Raw genomic sequence first — 25,512 nt, forward strand, 5'->3', positions numbered from 1 at the left:
AAAGATTTAGAACAAATCATTCATATGCTCAGAGTTTACACTAAAAAACAATTAGGTTTTATGTGCGAAAGTTGAGAATAATTATTTAAAAAGAATAGAATTATTTCCTGTAAAAATAGTAGGATTAATTACCCCTTGACCATTTTTAATCATAATATCTTGTCCTTCTTGAGATAATACAAAATTTACAAATTTAACTGCACCTTCTTTGGCTAATGGTAATTTTTCATTTTCAATAATTGTAATACCATAAATCATTGAATCACCTTTTTTGGTTGTAAAAGAGTTTGATTCTTTACCATCGATATTAAATGAAACTGTTTTATAAAATTCAGAAAATTCGTTATCTTTTAATGAGATTTCTTTAGGTAAGGTTATATATTTTAAATTATGTTGTTGTGCAACTGATTTATAAATATATAAGTAATCATATTTATTTTCTTCAAGAAGTTTCAATAATTCGGATTCTGCAGGTCTTACAATAACTTTATTTTGATTTTCTTCACCTATAGTATAAGAATCTCCATATGAAAATAATTTATTATAAAGATTTGGTATTTTATAATAATCTTCTGCAAGTTTAGTAACTAACATTGCTCTGTAACCACATGGATCCATATTTGGGTTAGAGTGTCCAATTTTAACATCTTCTTTCAAAAAAATCTCTGGCCAATTTTTACTATTTATTTCATCTGAATATTTAGCATTTTTAGTGAATGCAATTACCATTTCATTAGTAGAAAATTGAGCATTAAATTTTGCATATCTTGGAATAAGTAAGTTATCTATTACTTTATAATCAGCACTTGCTAAAACATCAGCATTTCTATTTCCTTCTGTAATCTTTTTAGCTGCTTCAATTGAACCTGAAGATTCTACAACAACATCATATTGAGGATATTTTGCTTCAAAAGCTTTTTCGATTTCTCCAAAAGGAACTTTTAAAGAACCTGCTTGAAAAACAGTTATAGTTTCTTTTGCTAATAGTGTTGAACCTATTAATCCTAGTATAAATAATTTCTTTTTCATCTCTTTTCCTATGTAATATTTTATAATATGCAAAATTTGCATATTATAAAATATTAAAAAAACAATCTCTTAAATTGCTTTTTTAATCATTTAAATCTTTAAATCCAACAAACACCAGAAAGATTTATATTTACAAAAATTTTATCCCCTGGAAGTAGTGATTGTTTTTGCATATCTTCCCTTGTAATTTTACAATTAAAACTCATACTACCTATAGAAAATTCTATTAATAGGTGACTCTCATTTGTTTGTTGATATATAGAACAAATAGTTGCTACAAGTGTATTTTCATTTTGCATTTCATCACAATCTTTTCTACAAATATCAATATGTTCAGTATTTATCATCATGACTGAATCTCTTTTCTTTACTTCACTATTTGGAATAGTTAATCTTTGACCATCTGAAAAAACTTTTACTAGATTTCCTTCTTTATTTTTTTCCCATGGAGCAAAAAGAAGATTTACACTAGAATTTTCTACAAGATTTCCTTGAAATAAAGCGATTCTTCTATCACAGATATGATTTAACCAATTATGATCATGGCTTGAAATAAAAATAGTTGTATTATATTTTTGTTTTGCTGTTAATATTGCTTCTTTTATAAGCTGAGCTGAATTTGTATCAACCCCCGCTGTTGGCTCATCCAAAATTAATACTTTTGGCTTTAATATCAATCTTGCTGCAAGAGCTACTCTTTGCGCTTCTCCACCTGAGAGTTGACTCCATTTTCTATTTGCAAAACTTGTATCTAGACCTACTAAGGTTAATGCTTCTTGAACTTTTTCTTTTAAATTATCAGTATTATTTCGCAAGCTTAATCCATAAGCAATATTGTCAAATACTGTTCTTTTTAAAAGATATGGATTTTGAGGAACTATTACCACACTCTGTTTTGTTTCTAAATCAATTTTTTTATTGCAAATACCATTAAATAATATTTCACCCCTTGTTGGTTTACAAATAAAAGAGAGTAATGAAAAAAGTGTAGACTTCCCACTACCATTAGGTCCAAAAAAACCAATAATTTGATTTTCTTCTAAGCACAGTGCATCAACACTAAGTATTTTTTTACCATCATAATATTGTTCTATATTATTTAGTTCATATAAGTTACTCATTGATTCCATTTCCTTTTCAATACAGATAAAGCAATATTAACCATCAAAGCAACTGCAAATAAAACTAAACCAAGAGCAATACCTGTCACAAATTCACCTTTTCCTGTTTCTAGAGCAATTGCAGTGGTAATTGTTCTTGTATGGTATTTTATATTTCCACCAACCATCATAGATATACCAACTTCTGTGATAATTCTTCCATAAGCAGTCATAGCAGCTGTCATAAGACCAAATCTAGCTTCAATTAAAGTACCAACTAAAATTTGATAAGAACTTGCTCCTAAGCCTTTTAAAGATGTATATAATCTTTTATCAACAGCTTCTACTTGGGTAGCAGTTAAGGCAATAATAATAGGTAATCCTAAAACAATCTGACCCATAACTATAGCTTGTTGAGAAAAAAGTAAATTATACTCTCCCAAAGGTCCTACCTGTGAAAGCATTGTATATGCAATCAATCCAATTACAACCGTTGGAAGAGCTAAAAAAGTATCAACAATTGTACGAACAATTGTTTTACCTGGAAAGTTATAATATCCAAGTAAAAAACCCAAGGGTAGCCCTATTATTAAACTAATTAATAATGACAATGAAGAAACAGTAACTGTTACACTAATTGCTGAGTATACACTCTCATTTCCTGAAGTAAGAAGTTCTATCGCTTCATTGAAGCCATCTGTAAAAAGATTCATTCTATAAACTAACCCTAATCTTTAAAATTTTTATTTATTTACTTGCGTTTGGTGTAAATAATGTTTTATCTAATAATTTAAAATCACCAATGAATTTTTGTGTTTCATCTTTTACTAACCAATCACTAAAACTTGCTGCTAATTCAGATTTTACATTTGGACATTTATCTTTATTGATTGGAATAACACTATATTGGTTAAATAATGTTTTATCTTTTTCAACTACAATTTTCATTTTATTATCAGCACCTTTTTGAGCTTCATATTTAATCCAAGTACCTCTATCTGTCATTGTATATCCATTTTTTTCAGCGGCCATATTAATAGTAACTAACATACCTTGACCTGTTTGAACATACCAAGAATCAGCTTCAGGAAGAACTTTAGTTGCATTTTCCCATAAAGAAAGTTCTTTTTTATGTGTTCCTGAATCATCTCCCCTTGAGAAAAAATTAGCTTTTGCATCTTTGATTGTTTTTAAAGCTTCAACTGTACCTTTTCCAGACACATGTGCAGGATCTGATATTGGTCCTACAATAATGAAATCATTATACATAACTTCTTTTCTATCAACTCCAAAACCATTTTCAACAAATTTTTTCTCTGATGCAGGTGCATGAACTAATAAAACATCAACATCACAATTTTCACCCATTTTAAGTGCTTTTCCAGTTCCTGTTGCTACCCATTTAAGATTAGTTCCTGTTTCTTTTTCAAACTGTGGTGCTAAATAATCTAATAATCCAGTGTCATCAGTACTTGTTGTTGTTGCCATCATTAAAGAATCAGCTGATAAACTCATAGCTAATAGTGTAGATAATCCTACTGATAATAAAGCTTTTTTAATCATTTTATATTTTCCCTTTTATTAATTAAATATATTTGTTTCTTGTGTTGTTGATATGTTATTAAAGCTAATAACATACACCTCTTGCCCCACTTCTATAGATGATGTACTCTCTTTTGTTACAAGAATAGAATTACTCTCATATAAAGCTGTTATCATCCCTGATCCATATTTATTGTTTCTAGTTACTTTAAAACCTCCATTTTTAAGTTTACCAAGGACGATATTTACTCGTCCCGCTTTTGTTTTAAATTGTTCATAATTCATAGCAAATGCCGTTTCATGGTAAATATTTTCATTTCCTTGAATTTTATTTAAAATAGGAATTGCAAATAAATAAATATTAACCATTGCAGTTAATGGATTTCCAGGAAGACAAATTACAAGCGATTTATCCATAGTTCCCATCATAATAGGACGACCTGGTTTTATATTCACTCCATGAAAAGCTGTTTTTAAACCATTTTGTAAAAATGCCTCTCCTACAAAATCAGCATCTCCCATAGAAATACCACCACTTGTAATAATCACATCATAGTTTTTCAAAGTTTTTATGTAGTTTTTTGAATCTTCGAGATTATCTGGAATTACTCCACAATAAGTTGCCTCAAAACCTTTTTCTTTTAATTGTGAAATTAAAGCAAATGAATTACAATTGTAAATTTCTTCTTCATCCGCATTTTCCCATGGTTCTTTAATTTCATTTCCAGTTGATAAAACAGCTATTGAAATTTTTTTATAAACTTCAACCATAACCAAACCTTGAGAAGCTAAAAGAGTAATATGAGATGAGTTAATTTGCTCACCTTTTCTAAAAAGAATATTACCTTGCTTTTGCTCTTCTCCTTTTAATCTTAGGTTCGCACCTTTTTTTATATCATTAGGAATTCGAACTGTAGTAGAAGTAAGATCAAAACAGTTTTCAATAGGAACAATAGTATCAGCATCAGAAGGAACTTTTGCTCCTGTCATGATTTTATAACACTCATTATCCCAAAGTGATTCTTTTACTTTTTCACCTTTGTCTCCTGCAAATATAGTTTTATTTATATTTAAAGTCTTCCCCGCATCTTCAAATTTAAAAGCAAAACCATCCATTGCAGAATTATTAAAAGAAGGAAGATTTTTTACACACACAACATCTTTCGCAATAATTCTTCCAATAGCTTCACTAATAGAAATAATCTCAGTGAAAGTTGTGGGAATTGCTAATTCCAAACTCTTTTTTACTGCATCTTTAAAATCTAAAAAATTCATTTTTTCGGCCATTTAATTTCCTTGATTTAAAACTTTTATTTGTTTATATTTTTTTGCAATTTTATTTACAATTTTCTCTATTTCTATCTCTTCTAATTTTTGAGTAAATGTTAAAGATATAGAGTTTCTACTAGTAGTTTCATCATAATCCATAGCTTGAATAATTCTTGAAGGTTTTGACAGTCCAAGAGAACATCCTTCTCCATTTGTAATATATATTTCATCTAAAGCAAGTGTTCTTATAAGTTCTCTTGCTTTAATATTTTTTAATGCAAAATGAAGAGTATAAGGTAATGTTTGAGTATTATCAACGAAAAAATAAATATCATCTTTTAGCTCATCTTTTAATTTTTCTATAAATTTATCTTTTATTGATATTTCAAATTTTTGAATTTTTAAAGCTTCAAAAATATTAAAAAGTGCAATTCCATCTTTGTTTGAGATTACTTGTTCTTCAAATAAATCTCCATTAAAAAGAATTAAACCATGAAAAGAGTATCCCGTTAGTTTATATGGATCAAAATAAATTACGTCACTATTTTTATCAAAATGTGCGCTGGCATTTGAAATAATTTTTGCATTTGTTGATTTTTTTATATTTTCTATTGATGTTTTTACAAAAGTATCCATAACATAAGAAGATATAAAAATAAAATCCATTTCTAAATCTTCTAATTTTTGAATATTTACATTTCCATCTTTTAATAAATCAATCCAAATTATTTCAAATCCCAACTCTTCAAAAAGAATTGCAGCATCTATTAAACTCTGTGTTTCACCTACACTAATTGCAATTTTGCCTTTTTTATTCAATTCTAATAATAAAGATAAGAATCCGCTTTTAGAAAAAGAAAAACTATTAATGTTTCCAAATGAATATTTTTCTTTGAACTCTTTTTCAGTTTTGTTATACTCTTCATTATTACTTAGAATATTTAAAGACATGTCATCTTTAATATGCAAATTTTGCATATTATTATATTGCAAAATATTAAGTTTATACATTTTTACTTTCCTTTACTATATTTGATTCCCTATCTAAAAAAAGTTCTTTAAACCTTTTTTGAGAATATTCTTTTATATCTGCATCAAGTGTTTTATAAAGCTTCATCAACTCTTTTGCTTTTAAAGTTAATTTACTCCCACTATCTTGAGCTCGACCTTTTTTTGTTAAAACTAAATCATCTTCAATGTATTCTTCAAGTATTTTTATATGACTCCAAGCTTTTTTATAATTCATTCCAACATTTTGTGCAGCTTTTGCAATTGATCCTGTTTGGTCAATTTGATTTAAAATCTCAGTTTTTCCACTTCCAAAAATAAGATTTCTATTTTCATCTTCTATCCAAACCTTAACTTTTATTTCCATTTTTATGACCTTTTTTTTCTCTAAAACATCCTAATTGACAGTGAACAACTTCAATATCAGAATTTTTAACAGTAGAACCTACTGTTCGCAGTGTTGAATTTTGAGCTTCATCCCATAATACTTTACATTCTAAAGTTTTATGCCCCATATAGTTTTGTTTTAGTTTATTATAAACTTGAATATTTGGATCTTGGAACTTTAATTTTCCAAAAACACCCAACTCACAGTTTGTAATTTTTATACCTAAGCTTTTTGTTATTGCACTCATCTCTTTTGGTTTTTTACCAATTAATCTAGCAACTTTAAAAGCTTTTAGACAAGAGAGTTTCCCCTCTTCATCTAAATTTGTCATAAGTAAATCTTTTTGAACTTTATCTAGTTCTATTTTTAAATTATCATCAATACTAGACATCTATTCTTCCACCATGTGTATATAGATTCATTTTTCTTCCTCTTGCAAAGCCAATAAGAGTAATTCCATGTTTATGTGCCGTTTGGACACCTAAATACGTTGGAGCAGTTCTTGAAACTATAATAGGAATTCTATGCATAACAGCTTTTGTAACCATTTCAGAACTTAATCTTCCACTTACAAATAGTATTGATTTAGTAGTATCAAGTCTTTTTATTTTACACTTTCCAACTGCCTTATCAATTGCATTATGTCTTCCTATATCTTCAGCTGTCACTGTTGTTCCATCTAATAAATATACCATTGCTTTATGAACACAACCTGTTAGGTTATAAAGTTCACTTTCACGATAAAATATTTTAATTTCATCTGAAATAGTTTCGGGTTTAACTTTAAAAGCAGTTTGATTAAATGGTATTTCTAAACTTCCTTCTATATTTCCAGTGATTCCTCCACCACAACCACTTACAAGTGTTTTTTCTTTATACAAATTTTGTAGGGAATTTTCATCAATTTTTGCTTTTACATCTACTCTTAATCCATCTTCACTAACGATTAGTTCTTCAATGTCATCAATAGATGTAATTACATTTTCACTCATTAAAAAACCAATTGCATGTGCATCCTGGTCCATGGGAATACACATCATTGATATAGCTTTTTCACCATTTAAAAATAGATTTAAACGTGATTCATCAATGGTCACGTCTTCGTACACAGTTGCTTCATTTTCTATAAGTTTGTCTATTACTATTGTTTTTAAATATTTGGCGTTGTCCATATCTTTCCTTAAATATGCAAATTCTGCATATTATAATATATAAAGAAAAGTAAAAAGGCTAATTTAGCCTAATTACTAATCTTTTTTTAATAAATCTTTGTCTTCTTCTAGAACGTCGGGTCTTAATTGTTCTAGATATTCAAGAGGCAATTTACCAGTTATTACACCTGGAATATAACCTTTTACAGATACAAAGTATGAGTAAACTGTTTCAAAAGTAAAAAACGAAATAATCGCACTACCCATGAAATGTATAAACAAAATAAATCTTTTTATCTGTATTGTTTCAGCATGTGTTGCAGCATTTGGAAACATATACCAAATTACAAATCCACTTAATACTAATAATGAACCAAAAGCAACATACATATAATAATTAATTCTATCCATATGACCATACTTTCCTCTTAAGAAAATTTTATTCCATATTTTAGAACTAGGTCTTATAAAAAACTTATGGTCTTTAAAAGCAATTATAGTCATAATAAACCAAATTGGCATCCATCCAAGACCTACTATTTCATGTGTTGCTCTCATTAATCTTGCGATATATCCACCACCTGTCCAGTTTCCAAATGTAATTGAAAAACCTGTAATAAATAGATATATCATAACGATAATATTTAGTAAAATAACAAGTCTTTGAAAGACTGAATATACTTGAACTTTATCGTCTTCTCTTGTAATTTTTGCTTGTTTTCTTCCTTTTGCTACAATAAACATTGCTAAGAATAAGAAGAATTCAACTGTAAATACTATAGGTAGTAAATGTTGTCTTTCTTCAAATGCTCTTATAACTTCTGGGGCAACTGCATCATATCTTGGTCCAAAAAGTCCAACTTCCATCTGTTGATAGTGAGTTAAACTTTCAAATGGAACAACTTGACCTGTGAAATTACCTTGTAACATTTGTAATAAAAATTTATATACATAATTTATATCAGCAATTGTTGCTAACCAGAAATACCAATATGTTAAAAGGACGAATATGAAGCCTATAATAAAATAGGCCTTATATTCACTTAGAAAACTTTTATTTTCCATACGCTTTATCCCAACCATAAGGCATAGATTGTACACCATGACCAAATGACATTACTCTTTCTCTATAAATATTTGAAATTGATTCAGCATCTCCAACTAATAAAGCTTTTGTTGAACACATAGCAGCACATACAGGAACTTTTCCTTCTGCGATTCTATTTTGTCCATAAAGTTCTCTTTCGTGTTCAGAATTTGTATCATCTGGACCACCTGCACACATTGTACATTTATCCATTACACCTTTTGTACCAAAAGCACCATTAGCTGGGAACTGAGGAGCTCCAAATGGACAAGCATATAAACAATATGAACAACCAATACATTTATCTTTATCATGTAAAACAATTCCATCTTGTCTAATATAAAAACAATCAACAGGACATACTTGTTCACAAGGTGCATCAGTACAATGCATACAAGCAACAGATAAAGAAAACTCCATCCCTTGCTTACCTTCATTAACTGTTACAACTTTTCTTCTAGAAATTTCAACAGGTAGTTCATGTGCTTCAGCACAAGCAACAGAACAACCATCACAATGAATACATCTGTGTTCATCGCAGTAAAATTTCATTCTGGCGAAATCTACATTATTATTACTCATGTTACTCTCCTACACTCTTGAAATCTGACATAATCCACCTTTTGTTTCAGGGATTTGTGTAACAATGTCATAACCGTAGTTAGTAACAGTATTTGCACTTTCACCTGTCGCATAAGGAGCAGTTCCATCAGGATATTTATGAAGTAAACTTTCACCTTCTAATACACCTGCAAAGTGAATTGGAATAAATATTCTATCAGGACTAACTGAATGAGAATAATGTGCTTTTACTTTAATTTTTGTTCCTTGAGGTGAATGAATCCACATCATAGAACCATCTCTAATACCATATCTTCCTGCCAAATCTGGATTAATATCACAGAACATTTCAGGTGTTAATTTTGCAAGATATTTAGATGCTCTATTTTCCATACCAGCACCATTCATATTTACAAGTCTTCCTGTAACTAAGTTAATTGGGAAATCTTTTGCCCAATCTTGTTTACTTTGCTCAGAAACATATCTTGTATCAACTCTCCAGTGATCTGGTTTGTCTGCAAAACTTGGATATTCTTTCGTTAAATCAGTTCTTGGCGAATGTAATGGTTCCCTATGTTTTGGAATCTCATCAGCCCATCCCCATACTCTTGCTCTTGCTTTTGCATTTCCATAAGGAGCAATTCCGGCTTCCATACATTTTTGAACAATAATATTTGATTTATCAACTTTCCAGTTTTTACCAATTTTTGCTTTTTCATCTTCTGTTAATGTAATACCTAATACAGCTTCAATGTTTTCAGCAGTAATTTCAGGATATCCATCTTTAAGTTTTGAATCTTTTGGTGCACTTCCACGAGCGGCAAGTAAATCAACACCATCTTTTTCTAAACCAAAGTTATTTCTGAATCCCATACCACCTTCTTTAACTGGCTTGTTAATGTTGTATAGAACGGGACTTCCTGAGTGTGAAGTTGTCCAACAAGGCCATGGTAAACCATAGTACTCACCAGTCATTTCTCCATAACCACTTAAAGTTACTTCATCAAACATATGCCAATTATCTGTATGTTTTTTCAATCTATCAGCTGTCCATCCAGTCAAACCAATAGTTTTAATGATTCTTGAAATTTCATTTGTTGCATCTTCAGGCCATGAGAAATCTTTTCCTTTACCCATTCCAGCAATAAATTCATCATAGAATCCTAATCTTTTTGCTAATTCAAACATAATGTCTTGGTCAGCTTTAGATTCATACATAGGCTTAATAATTTCATATCTCCATTGTGCAGATCTATTTGTAGCAGTTACAGAACCACTTGTTTCAAATTGAGTTGCTGCTGGTAAAATATAAACATCATTTTGCTTATCTGTTAAAATTGCACCTTCATTAACAAAAGGATCACAGAATACCGCTAATTCTAAATTGTCTAATGCTTCTTTAACTTTTTTCGTTTGAGCAGTTGAAGTAATTCCATTACCCATTACAAATAAAGCTTTAAGTCTCGTTCCAGCATTATGAATAGCATCTTCTCCTGGATTTTCTCCTAAAACTCCAGCCCACCATCTAGCTAATGTAAATCCTTTTTTCTCCATCCATGTTTGATCTTTGAATCGACCTTTTAGCCATTCATAATCAACACCCCATGATGAAGCAAAATATTTCCACGCACCATCTGTGATACCATAATATCCTGGAAGTGAATCAGATAAACAACCAAAGTCAGTAGCACCTTGAACGTTATCATGCCCTCTTAGAATATTAGTTCCACCACCTTCAACACCCATGTTTCCAAGAGCAAGTTGTAAGATCGGAGCCATTCTTGTATTTGATGTTCCATTTGTATGTTGCGTTAATCCCATTGCCCAAATTAATGTTCCTGGACTTGCTGCTGAATATAATTTTGTAATTTGCATAATCAAATCAGCTTTAACACCTGTTACATCAGCAACTCTTTCAATAGGCCAATTTTTAGCCTCTTCCATAATTAGATCCATTCCAAAAACTCTATCACTAATAAAGTTTTTATCCTGCCATCCATTTTCAAAAATAATATTTAACATTCCATACATAAATGGAATATCTGTTCCTGGTCTAATTTGTGCATATAAATCTGCTTTTGCAGCAGTTTTAGTAAATCTAGGATCTATTACAATAATTTTTGCATTATTTCTTTCTTTTGCTTTTAAGAAATGTTGAAAACCAACTGGATGATTTACAGCTGGATTTGCTCCAAAAATTATAATTGCTTTAGAATTTTGAATATCTCCTAAAGAATTTGTCATAGCACCATAACCCCATGTACTTGCCACACCGGCAACTGTTGAGCTATGTCAAATTCTAGCTTGGTGATCTATATTATTAGTTCCAAACATTGATGCAAATTTTCTATAATAATACGATTGTTCATTATTAAACTTTGCTGATCCTAAAAACATTGTTGAATCAGGTCCTGACGTTTTTCTTAAATCTTCAAGTTTAGATGCAATTCCATCTAATGCTTCATCCCAAGAAATTCTTTGCCATTGACCATTTTTCTTAACCATTGGATGTTTAAGTCTTACTTCTGATCTAACCATATCAATCATATCGGCACCTTTACAACAGTGACCTCCAAGAGATACAGGATGATCTTGAGCAACTTCTTGTCTTACCCACACACCATTTTGAACTTCTGCAATAACACCACAACCAACTGAACATGCTGTACAAATAGATTTAACCATTTTTGAACCTGGAAAAGGATTTTTAATCTCTTCAACAGTAGCTTGTCTAGTAGCAGTAGTACTTGCAAAAGATGATGTAACTCCAAATGCAGTTGCAACTGCAGCCATTTTCATAAATGACCGTCGTCCTACTTTTGCATTTAGAGACTCATATGTATTTGCTGACATACTATTCCCCTTCTAAAATTTATTTTGCTTTCTTGTAGAATTCTTCCCAAGCAGCAGTTTTTTTATATAGAATCTCTTTTTTTCTAGAGCTTCCTAAAACAACACCATTATTGCTATCACCTTGAACAGATGATTCACCACTATTAGCCAACACACTAGAACCACCAACAACTGCCGCTCCCGCAGCGACCATTGCAGCTTTTTTTGCAAATTCTCTTCTGCTTTCTTGCACGACTGACCTCCTTATAGAAATTGAGCCCCTTAATCTTAAGAGACTTTATAAAAAAAGCTAAGCTTTCTTTATAAAACCTCCAAAAAGAGTTTCCTCTTTTTAGACTTCCGTTTCTCCAACACTTACAATATCAATAGGACAAGCTTCTTCTTCTTTTGGTCCTAATGCCTTTAGTGCCTTATTTCTTGCACGTCTAGCCATCTCTTCTTCTGAAATAACTTCACAAGCTTCTTCTTTTTTAATTATACGCTCTTTTTTAGGAGCTTTTGAAACTTCTAAATATAATCTTTCAAAAGCAATAAATGAGTGTAAAACTATCATTAACTCTTTGTATATTTTAGAACTATTATGCTCAAATACATCTTTAGCAAACTCTTCAATAAATTCATTTAAAATTTGTGCAAAAATACAATGAACTGTATTTTCATAAATTTTTTCTCCATTTGCAATTTGATTTGATAATTCAGCCATTAAAGAAAAAATAAATCCAACTGAATCTTCATATTCAAAATAGTTTTTTTCATCACGTCTAAGTTTTGTTTTTGCAACAAAATCAATCATTTCAACTCTTTTTTTACCAGATTCAACACCCTCATCATAAAATGATGCTGTTTGTCTTATTTTTTTAGTTGTTGGATTATGGAATAAATCATCAAACTCTTTTAGTAAAGCTACATTTGAAGATGGATCAAGTGAAGTTGAAATATTTTCTAAAGCTTCACCTGAACTCTCATCAAGGGGGTTTTCTTTTAAAACATTTATTAATCTTACTAGTTCAAAATAATTTTCACTTTTTGAGCTTTCTACAAAAAAATTAGCAAAAAGGTTATAGTATAAAGCTCTTGCTTTATTTATTGCTTGATTATCTTGCATCATTTGCTCCTTGATTTTTTTTGTCAAAATAACTTTGCATCATAATTTTTGGTTTACAATCCGCACAGCAATATAAACTTCGCTCTTTTACTGGATCAACAGAAAATATTGGTCCCATCATAGCTGCTATTTTTTCAATAGCTTTTGTAGTGGCAAATTCTTTACCACACTCAACACATGCAAAAAGTGTATCTTTTGCTAGTATACTTTCTTTAAACCAAGACGCTTGTAACTCTATTATATCACGCTCTATAGTTAAACAATCTTTTTCAGGACATGAAACTTCGCAATAACCACATGATGTACATAAACTTGGATTTAATCTTAATGTATTATCTTTGGCATCAGCAACTAAAGCTCCTACATTACAAGCTCCAACACAAACCAAACATAAAGTACATGTTGATTCATTTACAATAACTTTTCCATAATGTACATGTTCACCTGTTTTTACAACACCTAGATTATCTTCACCAACAATTTTTTGAAGTCTATGAGAAAAAATTTCTCTTTTTTTAAGAGTATCTTGATTAAAGTTAAAATATGAATTTTCGATAAAAGAGACTTCTTCTAAAGCATTTTTTAACTCATCTTCATTCATAGCTACCAAAATTGCATCTTTTGCATATTTTTTTTGATAAATATCATTTACAATTCTAATTGCATCTTTTGAACCTTTTGAAAGAAAATCACTATAAAAGATTACTTGTGAACCTGACATTTGAAGAATAGTTAAAAAAGAAGATTCATCTAAAAACTTTTCACCTTCAATTGCAAAAGGCAGAACATTTTCTTTTATTGAAACTTCTATTTCAGAAATTTTCATTTTTTCAGGAATAATTAAAGGGTGAGTCTCTTTATAAAACTTACTCATTTCAAATATTGATTCTCTATTTATAGGAGCATATTCTAAAGCTCCACTTGGACAAACAGATATACAACCTCCACATCCATGGCAATCTATTTGAGAAAAAGTTAATGTTTTAGTTTTATCATCTTTTGTAATAGCAACGGTAGGACAAACTTCTTCACACTTACTGCAAATAACTTCTCTTCTACCATCATATTGACAAATTTCTTTATCATAAGTTGTGAATTTTTTATAAGAATATGCGTTTATATTTTGTTTTAAAGTCTCTATTACATCATCTATACTCGATAGGTTTGGATCAAAAGTTCCACTTTGATCTAATCCTATTTGTTTTGCATCAAACCAAACTATTTGAGATACATTTAAAGTAACATCTTCACCTTCGTCATCAACAATTACTTGTAGATTTCCTATATGTCCTGATATTGATTTAATTATATTTTCGTTTATTGAGAAAAGTTCAAAATCATTTGGTTTAATCTTTGATATAAATAATTCATAATCTTCTGATCTACTTGTAATCAAAAGAAGTTCTTTTGAAATATCTGCTGAGTATGAAATATCTTGCGCAAAATCATATTTAGTAGCAGCAATTTCATATAATTTTGAAACGTTTTTTATTTTATTTGATAGTATATCTTGTGTATTTTTTATATAGAAATCTATTTCTTGTGCACTTAACTCACAATTAATTTCTTTTGAGTTTGAAATTAAAAAATTTTTATCTTTTAATTCTTCAATATCTTTTGTCACTAGTATTTGCTCACTAATAGGGAAATCAAGCCCTGAAGCATTATAATAAATAAATTCTTGCATAAACTATGCCCTTTTTAGTAAAAAATATTTTACTTATTTTATTTGTTTAAAAATTAAACACTACTTAAAAGTTAAAAAAAAATTTACCTTTTTCATATAAAATGTTACTTTTATATACTATCAATTTAAAGTATTTTTTCGATTTCTTTCAGTAAACTAACGTATGATAAAACGACTACCTATAATTATATTTATATTTATTATTTTCTACTTATATTTCAAAGATGATGTGTTCAAAAATAAAACCATTGTTATTGGTGCTTCACTACCAAATAGTGGAATTATTAAATCTTGGGGAGAATCAGTTACAAGTGGAGTAAATAGTTATTTAAACTATGCAAATGAAAATAATTTAATAAAAGATAAGAAAATAGATTTTTTATCTTATGATGATAAATACGAACCTGAATTAACCCTTGAAAATACTAATAAACTTATATATGAACAAAATGTTTTTGCTCTTTTTGGCTTTGTTGGAACTCCAACTGTAAAAAGAGTATTACCAATTTTATATGATGAAAATATTCCATTCTTTTCTGCATTTACAGGGGCTTCGTTTTTAAGAGATAATAAAAATGAAAATTTTGTAAACTTTAGAGCATCTTATGAACAAGAAATTGAAGCATTAATAAATTATTTAGCTAAACAAAAAAAGTTAGATAAAATTGCAGTTTTTTATCAAAATGATGATTATGGAGAAGAAGGCTATGTTTCACTTTTAGAATCACTAAAAAAGAAAGGTATAAAACTAGCAGCTGAGGGTTCATATAAACGAAATACACTATCAATAGGTCATGCCTTTAATGAAATAAAAGATGCTAATCCTGACGTAATATTTATGATTGGAGCTTATAAAACAAACTCTTTATTTATCAAAAAAGCAAAAGAAAATGAAAATTTAAAAGATACAATTTTTTGTAATATATCATTTGGTGATGCAAATTCTATGATAAAAGAACTAGAAAAATTAAATACAAATACTCAAAATCTAATTTTTTCACAAGTTGTTCCTAGCTATATGAATACAAATATTCCAGTTGTTTTTGAGTATCAAACTCTTATGCACAAGTATTATCCAAATGCAGAATTAGGTTTTTTATCCCTTGAAGCATTTTTATCTACAAAAGTTTTAGTAAATGCAATTTCTAGAATACAAGGGGATATTACAAGAGAAAAATTTATTTATATGTTAGAAACAACACCAACTAAGTTACTTGAAGGAATAGATATAAACTTTGAAAAAACTCAACTTTTAAATTCAGTTTATTTATTTGAATACAAAAATAATCAATTTATTGAGCTAAAAAATGAAAAATAAACTTGAAAAACTAATAGCTTATTTTGATAATTTAAAGTTTAGATATAAAACAGCTTTTTTAATTTTTATTATTGCTGGAGGAATGATTTGTATTATTATTCTTTCACAAATATCTATCTTTGCGGTAAAACAAGATTTTGATATTTTATTTGATAAAAGAACAAAAAGTTTAATGCAATTAGAAAATATAAAAGATACTTTTCAAGTAAATGTACAAGATACTTTAGATGATTTTGAGAAAAAACAAATTTCTTTTGAGCAAACAAATGAAGTTTTAAAACTAGCTCAAGAGATTATAGATAAAAATTGGCTTTTATATAAAGACCAAATAAAAGTGCAAAATGAAGATATATTAACAACTCTTATTAAAAAGTTTATAATCAAAGAAGAAAACTATTATGAGAATAAAGCACTAAAAAACAATATTATGAATAATATTAATAAAAAGATGGAAATCATAAAAAATAAACTCGAAAAAATAAATATAAATTCCAATGAAGAAAAATATCACTCAGAATTAAATCTTCAAATAAATGCTGTTTCTATTTATCTAACAAGTTTAATTAACTATGATTTATCTTTAGCAATAAATGAAAAAAGAAATACTGATAAAATCTTTAGTATCATTTTAATTTTTTCAATTATATCTATTTTTATAGTATTTTTATTTTCTATTATTTTATCTATTTTTATTATAAATAATTTTAAAAAACTACATAATTCTTTAGAGCAAAAAGTAGATATAAAAACAAAAGAACTTCAAGAGTTAAATATGTCTCTTGAATCAAAAATATCAAAAGAAGTTTCTCAAAATAGAAAAAAAGATATCATAATGTTTCAACAGGCAAGACTAGCATCTTTGGGGGAAATGTTAAATAATATTGCTCACCAATGGAGACAACCTCTAGGCTCTATTACAATGATTATTCAAAGTTTTCAAACTAAATTATTATTAGGAAAACTAACGCCTGAATTTGTTGATGAAAAAGTTAGTGATGCCCTATTTCTAGCTTCTAATATGTCAAATACTCTTGATGATTTTAAAAACTTTTTCTCACCAAATAAAATAAAAAGTAAATTTTTAATAAAAAATTGTATTGAACACTCTATTGAGCTTTCTAAATATCTATTAACAAAAGAGAATATCAAAGTTAAATTAACCATAAAAAAAGATTTAGAAATAGACAGCTTTTACAATGAGCTATCTCATGTATTCTTAAATATAATCACCAATTCAAAGGATGCTTTATGTTCTAATGTTAATAAAAATGATAGAATGATAAAAATAATTGTAAACAAATTTGAAAATAATCTTGTTGTGAATATTGTAGATAATGGAGGGGGAATACCCCAAGAAATCTTAGCAAAGATTTTTGAGCCTTACTACACTACAAAATACAAAAGTGCAGGAACAGGAATAGGACTTTATATGTCTAAACAAATAATTGAAAAACATATGGAAGGTCAATTATCTTGTAAAAATATTAAGCATAAAATTAAAGATGAAAGAGTTTTTGATTGTTCTTTATTTACAATAAAAATACCTATTAAAGATAACTACAAAGAGAGTGATGATGAATAACAATGACTTAAATATTTTACATGATTTTAATATCTTATATCTTGAAGATGATGAAAATCTATTAAAACATACCAAAGATATTTTAGAAGATTTTGTAAATAATATTTATGCTGTAAAAACTATAAGTGAAGCATTAGATATTTTGCTAAATAAGAGAGTTGATGTGATTATTTCTGATATTTTATTAAAAGATGAAAATGGAATTGATTTTTTAAAACATATAAAAAATAAGAATATCAATATTCCTACAATCTTAACAACAGCACATACAGATACTCAATATTTACTAGATGCAATTAGATTAAAAGTAGAAAACTACATAGTAAAACCTATAAATATTAAAGAGTTATTAAATAGTTTACATGATATCTTACTTCCAATTGTACAAAAAAAAGAGATTAAAAAAAATAATAATCTAATTAGAACAATTTCAGCAATAACAGATGGAAAGCAAGTTGCAATTATAAAATATATTCTAAATAACCTTGATAATCAAAATTTATTTACTGCTTCATATACAGATATAATGGATAGTTTTTCAATTTCAAAACCTACACTTATTAAGTTATTTAAAGAGTTAGCAGAAAAAAATATCTTAGTAAAAGTTCAACATAAAACTTATAGATTTAATGAAAGTGCTTTAGAGAATCTTTAATTTTAAATAAAAGGCAAAAGTGATATGGAAATATCTCTTTTACCTTTATATACTTTATTATTTAACAATACCTTTTTCATACCATTTTCTCAACCATGCATCAAGTGGATACATAAATTTATAAATAGCAGGTACAACTAATAGGGTTAAAATAGTTGAACTTATAAGTCCTCCAATAATTGCTATTGCCATTGGGGCATTACTTTCATGTCCTGCTCCACTTCCAAAAGCAAGTGGAATCATAGCTCCTATCATTGCAAAAGTTGTCATTAAAATTGGACGTAATCTTTTTTCTCCAGCTTCTAAAAGAGCATCATCAATATTTTTTCCATCTTTTATGGCCCTATTTGCAAAATCCACAACTAAAATAGCATTTTTACCAACCATTCCTAAAAGTAAAATAATACCTATCATTACAAATAAACTAAATGAATAGCCACTTAAATATAAGGCAACCATAACTCCTGTAAAAGATAAAGGCATAGAAATCATAATAATAAACGGTTGAATCAGTGATTCATACAATGCTGCTAAAATAAGATAGATTAATATTACAGCTAAAAGCACAGCTGAAGCAAAAGCTTTATTTGTATCTACCATATTTTCAACATCTCCTGTATAACGATAATTATATCCAATCGGAAGAATTTCAGGCATTTTAGCATCAATTATTTCTACAATTTTATCAAGAGAAGTATTAAAAATATTTGCTGTTACTAAAACTTTTCTTTCTCTATCAAATCTATTTATTGAAGCATTTCCTAATGTTTCTTTTATTTCTATTAATCCATCAAGAGCTACAAATTGACCATTTGCATTACGAACTTGTAATTTTTTTAAATCATCAAGTGAACTTCTAAAACTATCTTTTAATCGAACAGTTATATCAAACTGTCTTCCATTGTCTTCATAATAAGAAACGGCGCTATCACTTGAATATGCTGTTCCTAAAATAGAAGCAATTTCTTGAACACTAACTCCAACTCTTTGAGCATTTTCTCTTAAAATACCAATTTTAATTTCAGGTTTACCATCCTCGTAATCTCTATCAATATCTACAACTCCAGCAGTTTCTTTTAGTATATTCATTAATTTAGAAGAAATAACATCTAGTTCTTCTAGTTTATCTCCTGTAATTACAACTTGAACAGGTGCTGTTGTTGTTCCTGTATCAAAATCATCTACTTTTTCAACAGAAATAGTCATACCTTCAACTGAAGAAATTTTATCTCTATAGTATTGAATTATTGTTTCTTGGCTTTTTTCTCTTTCTCCTAAAGCTTTAAGTTTTACATAAATTCTACCTTTATGTAATTCTTGAGCTGAGTTGTATCCAATTGATGAAATTGAATATAAAATATCTTTATCTTCTTTTAACATATCATCAAAGGGAGCTATAACTTTTTTCATAGATTCTAAATTTATTCCAACAGGTGCTTTTATTGTGATTTGAAACTCTGCATTATCTTGCATTGGCAAAAATGACATTCCAACTTTTAATTGCGTTGAAGCAAGTAAAAGAGCTATTGTTAAAATAATTGTAATTATTTTAAAACGAAGTAGAAATCTCAATATAGAAACATAAGTTCTATCAATTGCATTTAAGATTGGCTCTGTTAAATGATAAAAACGACTCTCTTTTGTACTTAAAACCCTAGCTGAGATACTTGGAATAAACATAATAGCAACCAAATAAGAAATTACTATTCCAGAAGCTACAGTCATTGCAAATGAGTTGAAAAACATTCCTACAATTCCATCCATAAAAGCCACAGGAACAAACACAGCTAATAAAACAGATGAGATTGCAAGAATTGAAAATGCAACTTCCTTTGCACCTTCAAAAGAAGCTTGAAATGTAGTTTTCCCCTCTTCCATTTTTTTCATAATATTTTCAATTACAACAATAGCATCATCTATAAATATCCCAATTGCAAGTGTAAGTCCAATTAGTGTTAGACGATTTAAGTCATATCCCAAATAATCAATAATAGCAAAAGTTCCAATAACAGAAGTTGGAATTGCTAAAGCTGAAACAAAAGTTGCTGTTGTATTTCTTAAGAAAACAAATACGATAAAAACAGAAAGAAATGCCCCAAAAATAAGGTCAAATTGAACATTATCAATATTTACCATGATTTTTTCAGATTGATCTTGTAATACTTTTATTTGTGTATTTTCACCTGCAATTACTTGAAGTTTTGGAAGTACTTTTTTTACTTCAGTGATAATATTTAAAACATTTTCACCAGATATTTTTTTAACTTCTAAAGTAACACCTTGTTGTCCATTAAAAGAAGAAAAACTTTTCGCATCACTTAATCCATCTTTTATAGTTGCAACATCTTTTAATCTAACACCTGGTTTTACTAATAAATTTCCAATTTCTTGAATATTTTGTGCATCACCTTGAGCTTTTATAATAATCTCTTGGTCTTGATTAATAAGTTTTCCAACACCTTGTTTAATATTTTGTGTTTGAATAATACTACTTACATCAGCAGAAGTAAGATTATATTTATTTAATAAAAAAGGATCTATAAAAATACGAATTTCTCTATCTTGAAAACCTAAAATATTAACTTCACCAACACCTTTTATTCTTTGTAACTGAGGTTTAAGTTTTTCATCTGCAAGTCTCATCAATGAAGCTGTATCATTTCCCTCTGAAGCAATAAAAAGACTGATAACAGCTCCTGCTCCTCCTAATTTTTTTACAATAGGAGTATCAACTTCAGAAGGTAAATTTATTGCACCAATTTTATCTCTTACATCATTTGTAGCTTCATCTAAATCTTTTGTAAGTTTAAACTGAATAGTTACAGCACTAAAGCCCTCGTAACTTGTTGACATAAGCTTATCAATACCATCAACACTTGAAATAGCCTCTTCTATTTTATCTGTGACTTTTGTTTCAACAGTAGATGGATCAGCTCCATTGTATGTGGTTTGTACTGTAACAATTGGAAAATCTACATTAGGGAAAAGATTTACAGGCATACTTTTATATGACATCAATCCAAAAACAATAAATGTAAGAACACCCATTAAAGTTGTAATTGGGCGATTTATAGCTAATTTATACATTTTTTATTCTGCTTTTATTGTGCCATTTCCAAAAAGACCTGGCATAAGATTTACAGCTTTTACCTCAGCTTGCATTTGTCTTGTTTCATTTAAAATTTTTGGATATATTTTTGTAATAAGGCCTTCATAATTGTTATCACTTCCATCAACTTTGTAAACAAACTTTTGTCCTATTTTTATTTTTTGCCAATATTTTTCATCAAATTTCAATACTAGTTTTACATCATCTAAAGCAATAACATCAATAAGTTTCGTTTGAGAAGCTAAAACAATAGCACCTAAATCAATATTTTTTTTAGTAACTACCAAATCATAAGGTGCTCGTAATTCAGTTTTTTTCAAAATTATCTCTTTATTTTGGGCATTTAATTGAGTAATTTCTTTATCATAAAGATAATTTTCAATTTTTTCTTTGTCTATAACATCAGATATTTTTGCATATCTTGCATAAGTTTTAGCCGAATGTTCTGCATTTTTTTTTGCAGTTTCGTATTCATTTTTTTCTTGTGCATTATTTAAAGAAAGAATTAAATCACCTTTCTTTAGCTTATCACCAACATTCACATTTAATGTTGTAACAATTCCTGAAACAGAAAGTCCAAGTTCAGACTCTTTTTGGCTTACCACATCAAAAGTTGCATAAATATCTTCTGCAAATAAAGCATTCAACATAAATAATACAATTATAAAAATTTTTTTCATTATATAGCCTCTTTAAATTTTTTTACGGTCTTGTTCATAAAATCTCTTTTGTACAATTTTCAAGTAAATAATTGATATATTTATTAAAGGCTTTTTGAGTTTCTGTGAAATTCATATTTGATGCTTTTGATTTAACTAACAAACCTTTTAGAAGTAAAATTATTGTTTTTGTTAAAGTATCTACATCATCAATAACTAATTCCCCTTTTTCAACACCTTCATTTAAATACGAAGAAATTAAATCATAATCTTTTTGGAAAAAGCTTTCGAAGTATTCTGTATAAAGTTGAGTTTCATCAATAAGCATAGAACTTACAAAATGTTGGAAAAGCTTAAGTACTTGTTCTTTATCAACATCTTCTTTAAATTCATTAAAATTCAAATAATGTAAGATTTTTTCTTTTGCACGCATATTTTCTGTAATATTTTTTTGAAAAAATTCTTGATGCTGTTCAGAAAGAATATCCCAAATAGTAAAAACTATCTCTTCTTTATTCTTGAAATAAAGATATATAGTTCCTTTTGCAACACCTGCACTTTTTGCAATTTCAGTTATACTTGTTTGTTGTATTCCTTTTTCACAGAAAAGTTTTATCGCTGATAATGCTATGCTAGCCTTTTTTTCCTCTTTGTCAATAATTCTTGCCATAAGATACCTTTTCATTAATGAATGACCGTCAGTCATTAATAAAATAGTACATCTTTTTTTTGTACTTGTCAAGAGAAAATATATTAATAATATTTTCTAATCTAAAATTTTTAAAATCTCTTCTATATTCAAAATATTTGATTCTATAAATTTATCATTTTTATTATCTTCAAAATATGTTTTATTCATTTCTAATAAGTTTGCTAATTCTTCCCTTAATATAAACTCTTTTTCACTTACAATTCTATGAGTAAATGTTTCTTTTAAATCAAACTCAACATTTGATTGGATATCTATTGAAAAGTTTAAACTATAGTGAACTTCTCTTCCTTCTATATAAGCTCTTGAAGCTACTAAGTAAGCTGCGTAGAAAAACACATCATCCATTTCTCTTGAGGTGTATGTCATTTTTATTAAATTTCTAGCATTTTCGATTAAATCGTGTTTAGAGTAGTTTTCACCTAATTTTGTAAGAATATCTAAAGTCTTATCAAAATCGAAATCTTTTATTAATTGTTCTTGTATTTGCTCTAAATTCATTTATTTTAGCCTTATTAAAATCATTTTTTTTAATTTAAAGATTAAATTATAGCAACATAAATAGTTGCATATTCTTATTTAAAAAGCTTAATTATACTAAGTTAAGTAAAGATATAAAAGGAAAACGTTTATTATAAACAGTTCTAGGAAAAATAATAAAATTGGAACAGATATAAAACAATTTAAAGTTGGTGATGAAATTTATGCAAGGGTAAGAGATAATAGAATAGGTACACTTGCAGAAGAAATTTCAATACATCAATTTTGATTTTGTTTATTGATTTTGATTGGCTCTTTTATATTAAATTCTTTAGATTCAAATACTACACCTAATCAATCTAATTTCATCTTTTTTAAATAATCCCCAATCATAGGAATATAGTCTTTTCTACAAATAAGATATGTTTCTAACTCATCATTATTATCAATTTTTGTAAAATTCAAATCATTAGTATATCCATATTTTTCTACTATTTTTTTAGATAAAAAAGCTTTTCCCATTCCAGCTTTTACACAACCTAACATCACTTCATAATTTTCAATAATTATTGATTTAAAATCCAAATTTCCCTGCTCTTTTGTATAATTTACAAGATATTTATAATGAGAACTATCAACTTTATATCCTATAAGGCAGTTTTCGCTTTGTTTGTGTTTTGAATCTACTAAATACATATCATCATTAAATCTATTTAAAATCACTATATCTTTGTGATTTGGATTTCCTGTTATAAATGTCACATCAAGTTTATAAGTTAGTAGATGTTCCATTAGCTGTGGATTTGCATTTGCATATAGTTCTATTTGCATATTTGGATATTTTTTATTTAATTTTTGCATAAAAGGGAGAAGTCGAATAGCTGCATTTGCTTGACCTGAACCAATTCTTAGTGTTTCTTGATGGGTAATATTTTTCATCTTTAGTTGTGCTTCTTCAACTTTTTTTACAATTTCTATTGCCATTGGATAAAGCTTTTCACCCTCTTTTGTAAGTATCACTCCTGAGGGAACTCTATGAAATAAACTATACCCTAAAGTTTTCTCCAACTGTTTAATTCTAAGTGTTACATTTGATTGTGTGAAACCTAAAGATAAAGCACCTAAAGAGATACTTTTTTCATTTGCTACTGCTACAAAAACTTTTAAAAGTGCTGATTCCATATTACTATCCATTATATTCTATATGATTATATATTATTTGACATAATATAACTATTCATAATATACTAGCGAAAAATATTTTAAAAGGCTTTATTTTATGACTGTATTTTTAACTCTTTTAGGGAAAACCCTTCCCTTATATTTTAGTATTATTTTAGGAGTTCTTAGTACTTGGATACTAAAATGTGACAAAGATACTATTGCAAAAGTTATACTTTTTATACTTGCACCTCTTATCGTTTTTAATGCAACTATTAGTGTAAAACTTGATGCATCTGTACTTTTTTTACCGACATTTTTTTTCTTTGCAAGTACTATTTTGGCATTTGTTCTTTTATTTTTATTTAAAAAAGTTTATAGTGATAATACTGCAAATTTACTAGCTTTTAGTACTTCAACGGGAAATACTGGAAATATTGGCATTCCTTTGGCTATTTTATTTTTAGAGCCAAATTTAGTTGATGTATTTATTTTTACAGTATTATCAAATATCCTTTATCAAAATTCTGTGGGATATTATATCACTGCAAAGGGACATTTTACAGCTAAGCAAAGTATTATAAAAGTCTTAAGACTACCAGTTCTTTATGCTTTTATTTTAGGTGTTGCTTTAAATATATATGGATTTAAAATGCCTGAAATATTTGTAAATTATACTGAGTACATAAAAGGAGCTTATGCAATACTTGGAATGATGTTACTTGGTATGGGTATGGAAAAAATGAAATCAAATAACTCTTTTGATTTGAAGTTTATATCTTATGCTATGGGTATTAAATTTATATTTTGGCCTTTATTTATTTTGGCTTTTATATATCTTGATAAAACATTTATTCATTTTCTAAATGATGGTTTTTATTCTATTATGTTTCTATTTTCTATTGTGCCACTTGCAGGAAATACAGTAACAGTAGCAACACTTCTAAATGTAAAACCTGACAAGATGTCATTGGCTGTATTTATCTCAACGATTATATCTTTGTTTTATATACCATTTGTGATGTTTTTGTATATGAACTAATAATTTATTTATACCTT

24 protein-coding genes are annotated in these 25,512 nt (G+C 28.0%); 4 read left to right on the top strand and 20 right to left on the bottom strand.

Translation table 11 applies throughout. The features are described 5' to 3' along the window. Window positions 1–81 precede the first annotated feature (81 nt). The 15 genes from wtpA to ABVS04_RS13135 all read right to left on the bottom strand — a co-directional run bounded on the left by wtpA (window position 82) and on the right by ABVS04_RS13135 (window position 14,780). The gene (wtpA, locus tag ABVS04_RS13065; RefSeq protein WP_368031196.1) at window positions 82–1,029 is read right to left on the bottom strand and encodes a tungstate ABC transporter substrate-binding protein WtpA; all 948 of its coding nucleotides are present in this window, start codon (window positions 1,027–1,029) and stop codon (window positions 82–84) included. A gap of 98 nt (window positions 1,030–1,127) precedes the next feature. Further along, window positions 1,128–2,150 carry an energy-coupling factor ABC transporter ATP-binding protein gene (locus ABVS04_RS13070; RefSeq protein ID WP_368031198.1) on the bottom strand — a complete coding sequence of 341 codons (1,023 nt, stop codon included), beginning with the start codon at window positions 2,148–2,150 and terminating at the stop codon, window positions 1,128–1,130. Beyond that, window positions 2,147–2,842 carry an ABC transporter permease gene (locus ABVS04_RS13075; RefSeq protein ID WP_368031199.1) on the bottom strand — a complete coding sequence of 232 codons (696 nt, stop codon included), beginning with the start codon at window positions 2,840–2,842 and terminating at the stop codon, window positions 2,147–2,149. Before ABVS04_RS13075 ends, ABVS04_RS13070 begins: the two co-directional genes overlap by 4 nt. Window positions 2,843–2,876: 34 nt before the next feature. Beyond that, window positions 2,877–3,692, bottom strand: a complete 816-nt coding sequence (locus ABVS04_RS13080) for a substrate-binding domain-containing protein (RefSeq protein WP_368031200.1) — start codon at window positions 3,690–3,692, stop codon at window positions 2,877–2,879. An 18-nt stretch (window positions 3,693–3,710) separates the two neighbouring features. Beyond that, window positions 3,711–4,958 (bottom strand): molybdopterin molybdotransferase MoeA, encoded by a 1,248-nt coding sequence (locus tag ABVS04_RS13085; protein ID WP_368031201.1) that lies wholly within the window; start codon window positions 4,956–4,958, stop codon window positions 3,711–3,713. Next, window positions 4,959–5,951: a cysteine desulfurase gene (locus ABVS04_RS13090; protein WP_368031202.1), complete on the bottom strand. Its 993-nt coding sequence runs from the start codon at window positions 5,949–5,951 to the stop codon at window positions 4,959–4,961. It lies immediately after the preceding gene. Continuing rightward, on the bottom strand, window positions 5,944–6,315 hold the full coding sequence (locus tag ABVS04_RS13095) for a winged helix-turn-helix domain-containing protein (RefSeq protein ID WP_368031203.1): 372 nt from the start codon (window positions 6,313–6,315) through the stop codon (window positions 5,944–5,946). The genes ABVS04_RS13090 and ABVS04_RS13095 overlap by 8 nt, the downstream gene beginning before the upstream one ends. Next, the gene (locus tag ABVS04_RS13100; RefSeq protein ID WP_368031205.1) at window positions 6,299–6,727 is read right to left on the bottom strand and encodes a ModE family transcriptional regulator; all 429 of its coding nucleotides are present in this window, start codon (window positions 6,725–6,727) and stop codon (window positions 6,299–6,301) included. The genes ABVS04_RS13095 and ABVS04_RS13100 overlap by 17 nt, the downstream gene beginning before the upstream one ends. Next, window positions 6,720–7,508: a formate dehydrogenase accessory sulfurtransferase FdhD gene (fdhD, locus tag ABVS04_RS13105; protein ID WP_368031206.1), complete on the bottom strand. Its 789-nt coding sequence runs from the start codon at window positions 7,506–7,508 to the stop codon at window positions 6,720–6,722. Before fdhD ends, ABVS04_RS13100 begins: the two co-directional genes overlap by 8 nt. A 75-nt stretch (window positions 7,509–7,583) precedes the next feature. After that, entirely contained in the window at window positions 7,584–8,552 is a 969-nt protein-coding gene (locus ABVS04_RS13110; RefSeq protein ID WP_368031207.1) for a cytochrome b/b6 domain-containing protein, read from the bottom strand. Further along, window positions 8,542–9,156 (bottom strand): formate dehydrogenase FDH3 subunit beta, encoded by a 615-nt coding sequence (gene fdh3B, locus ABVS04_RS13115; protein ID WP_368031208.1) that lies wholly within the window; start codon window positions 9,154–9,156, stop codon window positions 8,542–8,544. Before fdh3B ends, ABVS04_RS13110 begins: the two co-directional genes overlap by 11 nt. Before the next feature lie 9 nt (window positions 9,157–9,165). Continuing rightward, window positions 9,166–11,988 (bottom strand): formate dehydrogenase subunit alpha, encoded by a 2,823-nt coding sequence (locus ABVS04_RS13120; RefSeq protein WP_368031209.1) that lies wholly within the window; start codon window positions 11,986–11,988, stop codon window positions 9,166–9,168. Between the two features lie 19 nt (window positions 11,989–12,007). Then, window positions 12,008–12,220 (bottom strand): Tat pathway signal protein, encoded by a 213-nt coding sequence (locus ABVS04_RS13125; protein WP_368031210.1) that lies wholly within the window; start codon window positions 12,218–12,220, stop codon window positions 12,008–12,010. Between the two features lie 99 nt (window positions 12,221–12,319). Continuing rightward, complete coding sequence (locus tag ABVS04_RS13130; RefSeq protein WP_368031211.1) at window positions 12,320–13,093, bottom strand: molecular chaperone; 774 nt, start codon at window positions 13,091–13,093, stop codon at window positions 12,320–12,322. Next, on the bottom strand, window positions 13,083–14,780 hold the full coding sequence (locus tag ABVS04_RS13135) for a 4Fe-4S binding protein (protein WP_368031212.1): 1,698 nt from the start codon (window positions 14,778–14,780) through the stop codon (window positions 13,083–13,085). The genes ABVS04_RS13130 and ABVS04_RS13135 overlap by 11 nt, the downstream gene beginning before the upstream one ends. A 229-nt stretch (window positions 14,781–15,009) precedes the next feature. On the opposite strand from ABVS04_RS13135, the gene ABVS04_RS13140 reads away from it, so the two are divergent. The 3 genes from ABVS04_RS13140 to ABVS04_RS13150 are packed head-to-tail and all read left to right on the top strand — an operon-like array spanning window position 15,010 to window position 18,335. Beyond that, entirely contained in the window at window positions 15,010–16,098 is a 1,089-nt protein-coding gene (locus tag ABVS04_RS13140) for an ABC transporter substrate-binding protein (RefSeq protein WP_368031213.1), read from the top strand. Then, window positions 16,088–17,680, top strand: a complete 1,593-nt coding sequence (locus ABVS04_RS13145) for a sensor histidine kinase (protein ID WP_368031214.1) — start codon at window positions 16,088–16,090, stop codon at window positions 17,678–17,680. Before ABVS04_RS13140 ends, ABVS04_RS13145 begins: the two co-directional genes overlap by 11 nt. Next, window positions 17,673–18,335, top strand: coding sequence for a response regulator (locus ABVS04_RS13150; protein ID WP_368031215.1), 663 nt, complete (start codon window positions 17,673–17,675; stop codon window positions 18,333–18,335). The genes ABVS04_RS13145 and ABVS04_RS13150 overlap by 8 nt, the downstream gene beginning before the upstream one ends. 57 nt (window positions 18,336–18,392) lie before the next feature. On the opposite strand, the gene ABVS04_RS13155 is transcribed toward ABVS04_RS13150, so the two are convergent. The 5 genes from ABVS04_RS13155 to ABVS04_RS13175 form a co-directional block, all read right to left on the bottom strand. Next, on the bottom strand, window positions 18,393–21,422 hold the full coding sequence (locus tag ABVS04_RS13155; protein ID WP_368031216.1) for an efflux RND transporter permease subunit: 3,030 nt from the start codon (window positions 21,420–21,422) through the stop codon (window positions 18,393–18,395). A 3-nt stretch (window positions 21,423–21,425) separates the two neighbouring features. After that, entirely contained in the window at window positions 21,426–22,124 is a 699-nt protein-coding gene (locus ABVS04_RS13160) for an efflux RND transporter periplasmic adaptor subunit (protein ID WP_368031217.1), read from the bottom strand. A gap of 34 nt (window positions 22,125–22,158) precedes the next feature. Beyond that, the gene (locus ABVS04_RS13165) at window positions 22,159–22,773 is read right to left on the bottom strand and encodes a TetR/AcrR family transcriptional regulator (RefSeq protein WP_368031218.1); all 615 of its coding nucleotides are present in this window, start codon (window positions 22,771–22,773) and stop codon (window positions 22,159–22,161) included. 96 nt (window positions 22,774–22,869) lie between these two features. Further along, window positions 22,870–23,313: a hypothetical protein gene (locus ABVS04_RS13170; RefSeq protein ID WP_368031219.1), complete on the bottom strand. Its 444-nt coding sequence runs from the start codon at window positions 23,311–23,313 to the stop codon at window positions 22,870–22,872. Between the two features lie 333 nt (window positions 23,314–23,646). Continuing rightward, a complete protein-coding gene (locus ABVS04_RS13175) occupies window positions 23,647–24,474 on the bottom strand; it encodes a LysR family transcriptional regulator (RefSeq protein ID WP_368031220.1) in 828 nt (275 codons plus the stop codon). Window positions 24,475–24,571: 97 nt separating this feature from the next. Between ABVS04_RS13175 and ABVS04_RS13180 the strand changes: the two genes are divergently transcribed. After that, the gene (locus tag ABVS04_RS13180; protein ID WP_368031221.1) at window positions 24,572–25,495 is read left to right on the top strand and encodes an AEC family transporter; all 924 of its coding nucleotides are present in this window, start codon (window positions 24,572–24,574) and stop codon (window positions 25,493–25,495) included. The last annotated feature ends 17 nt before the right edge of the window (window positions 25,496–25,512 follow it).

Origin of the sequence: Arcobacter sp. s6 (assembly GCF_040884245.1) — a bacterium.
Lineage (GTDB): Bacteria > Campylobacterota > Campylobacteria > Campylobacterales > Arcobacteraceae > Aliarcobacter.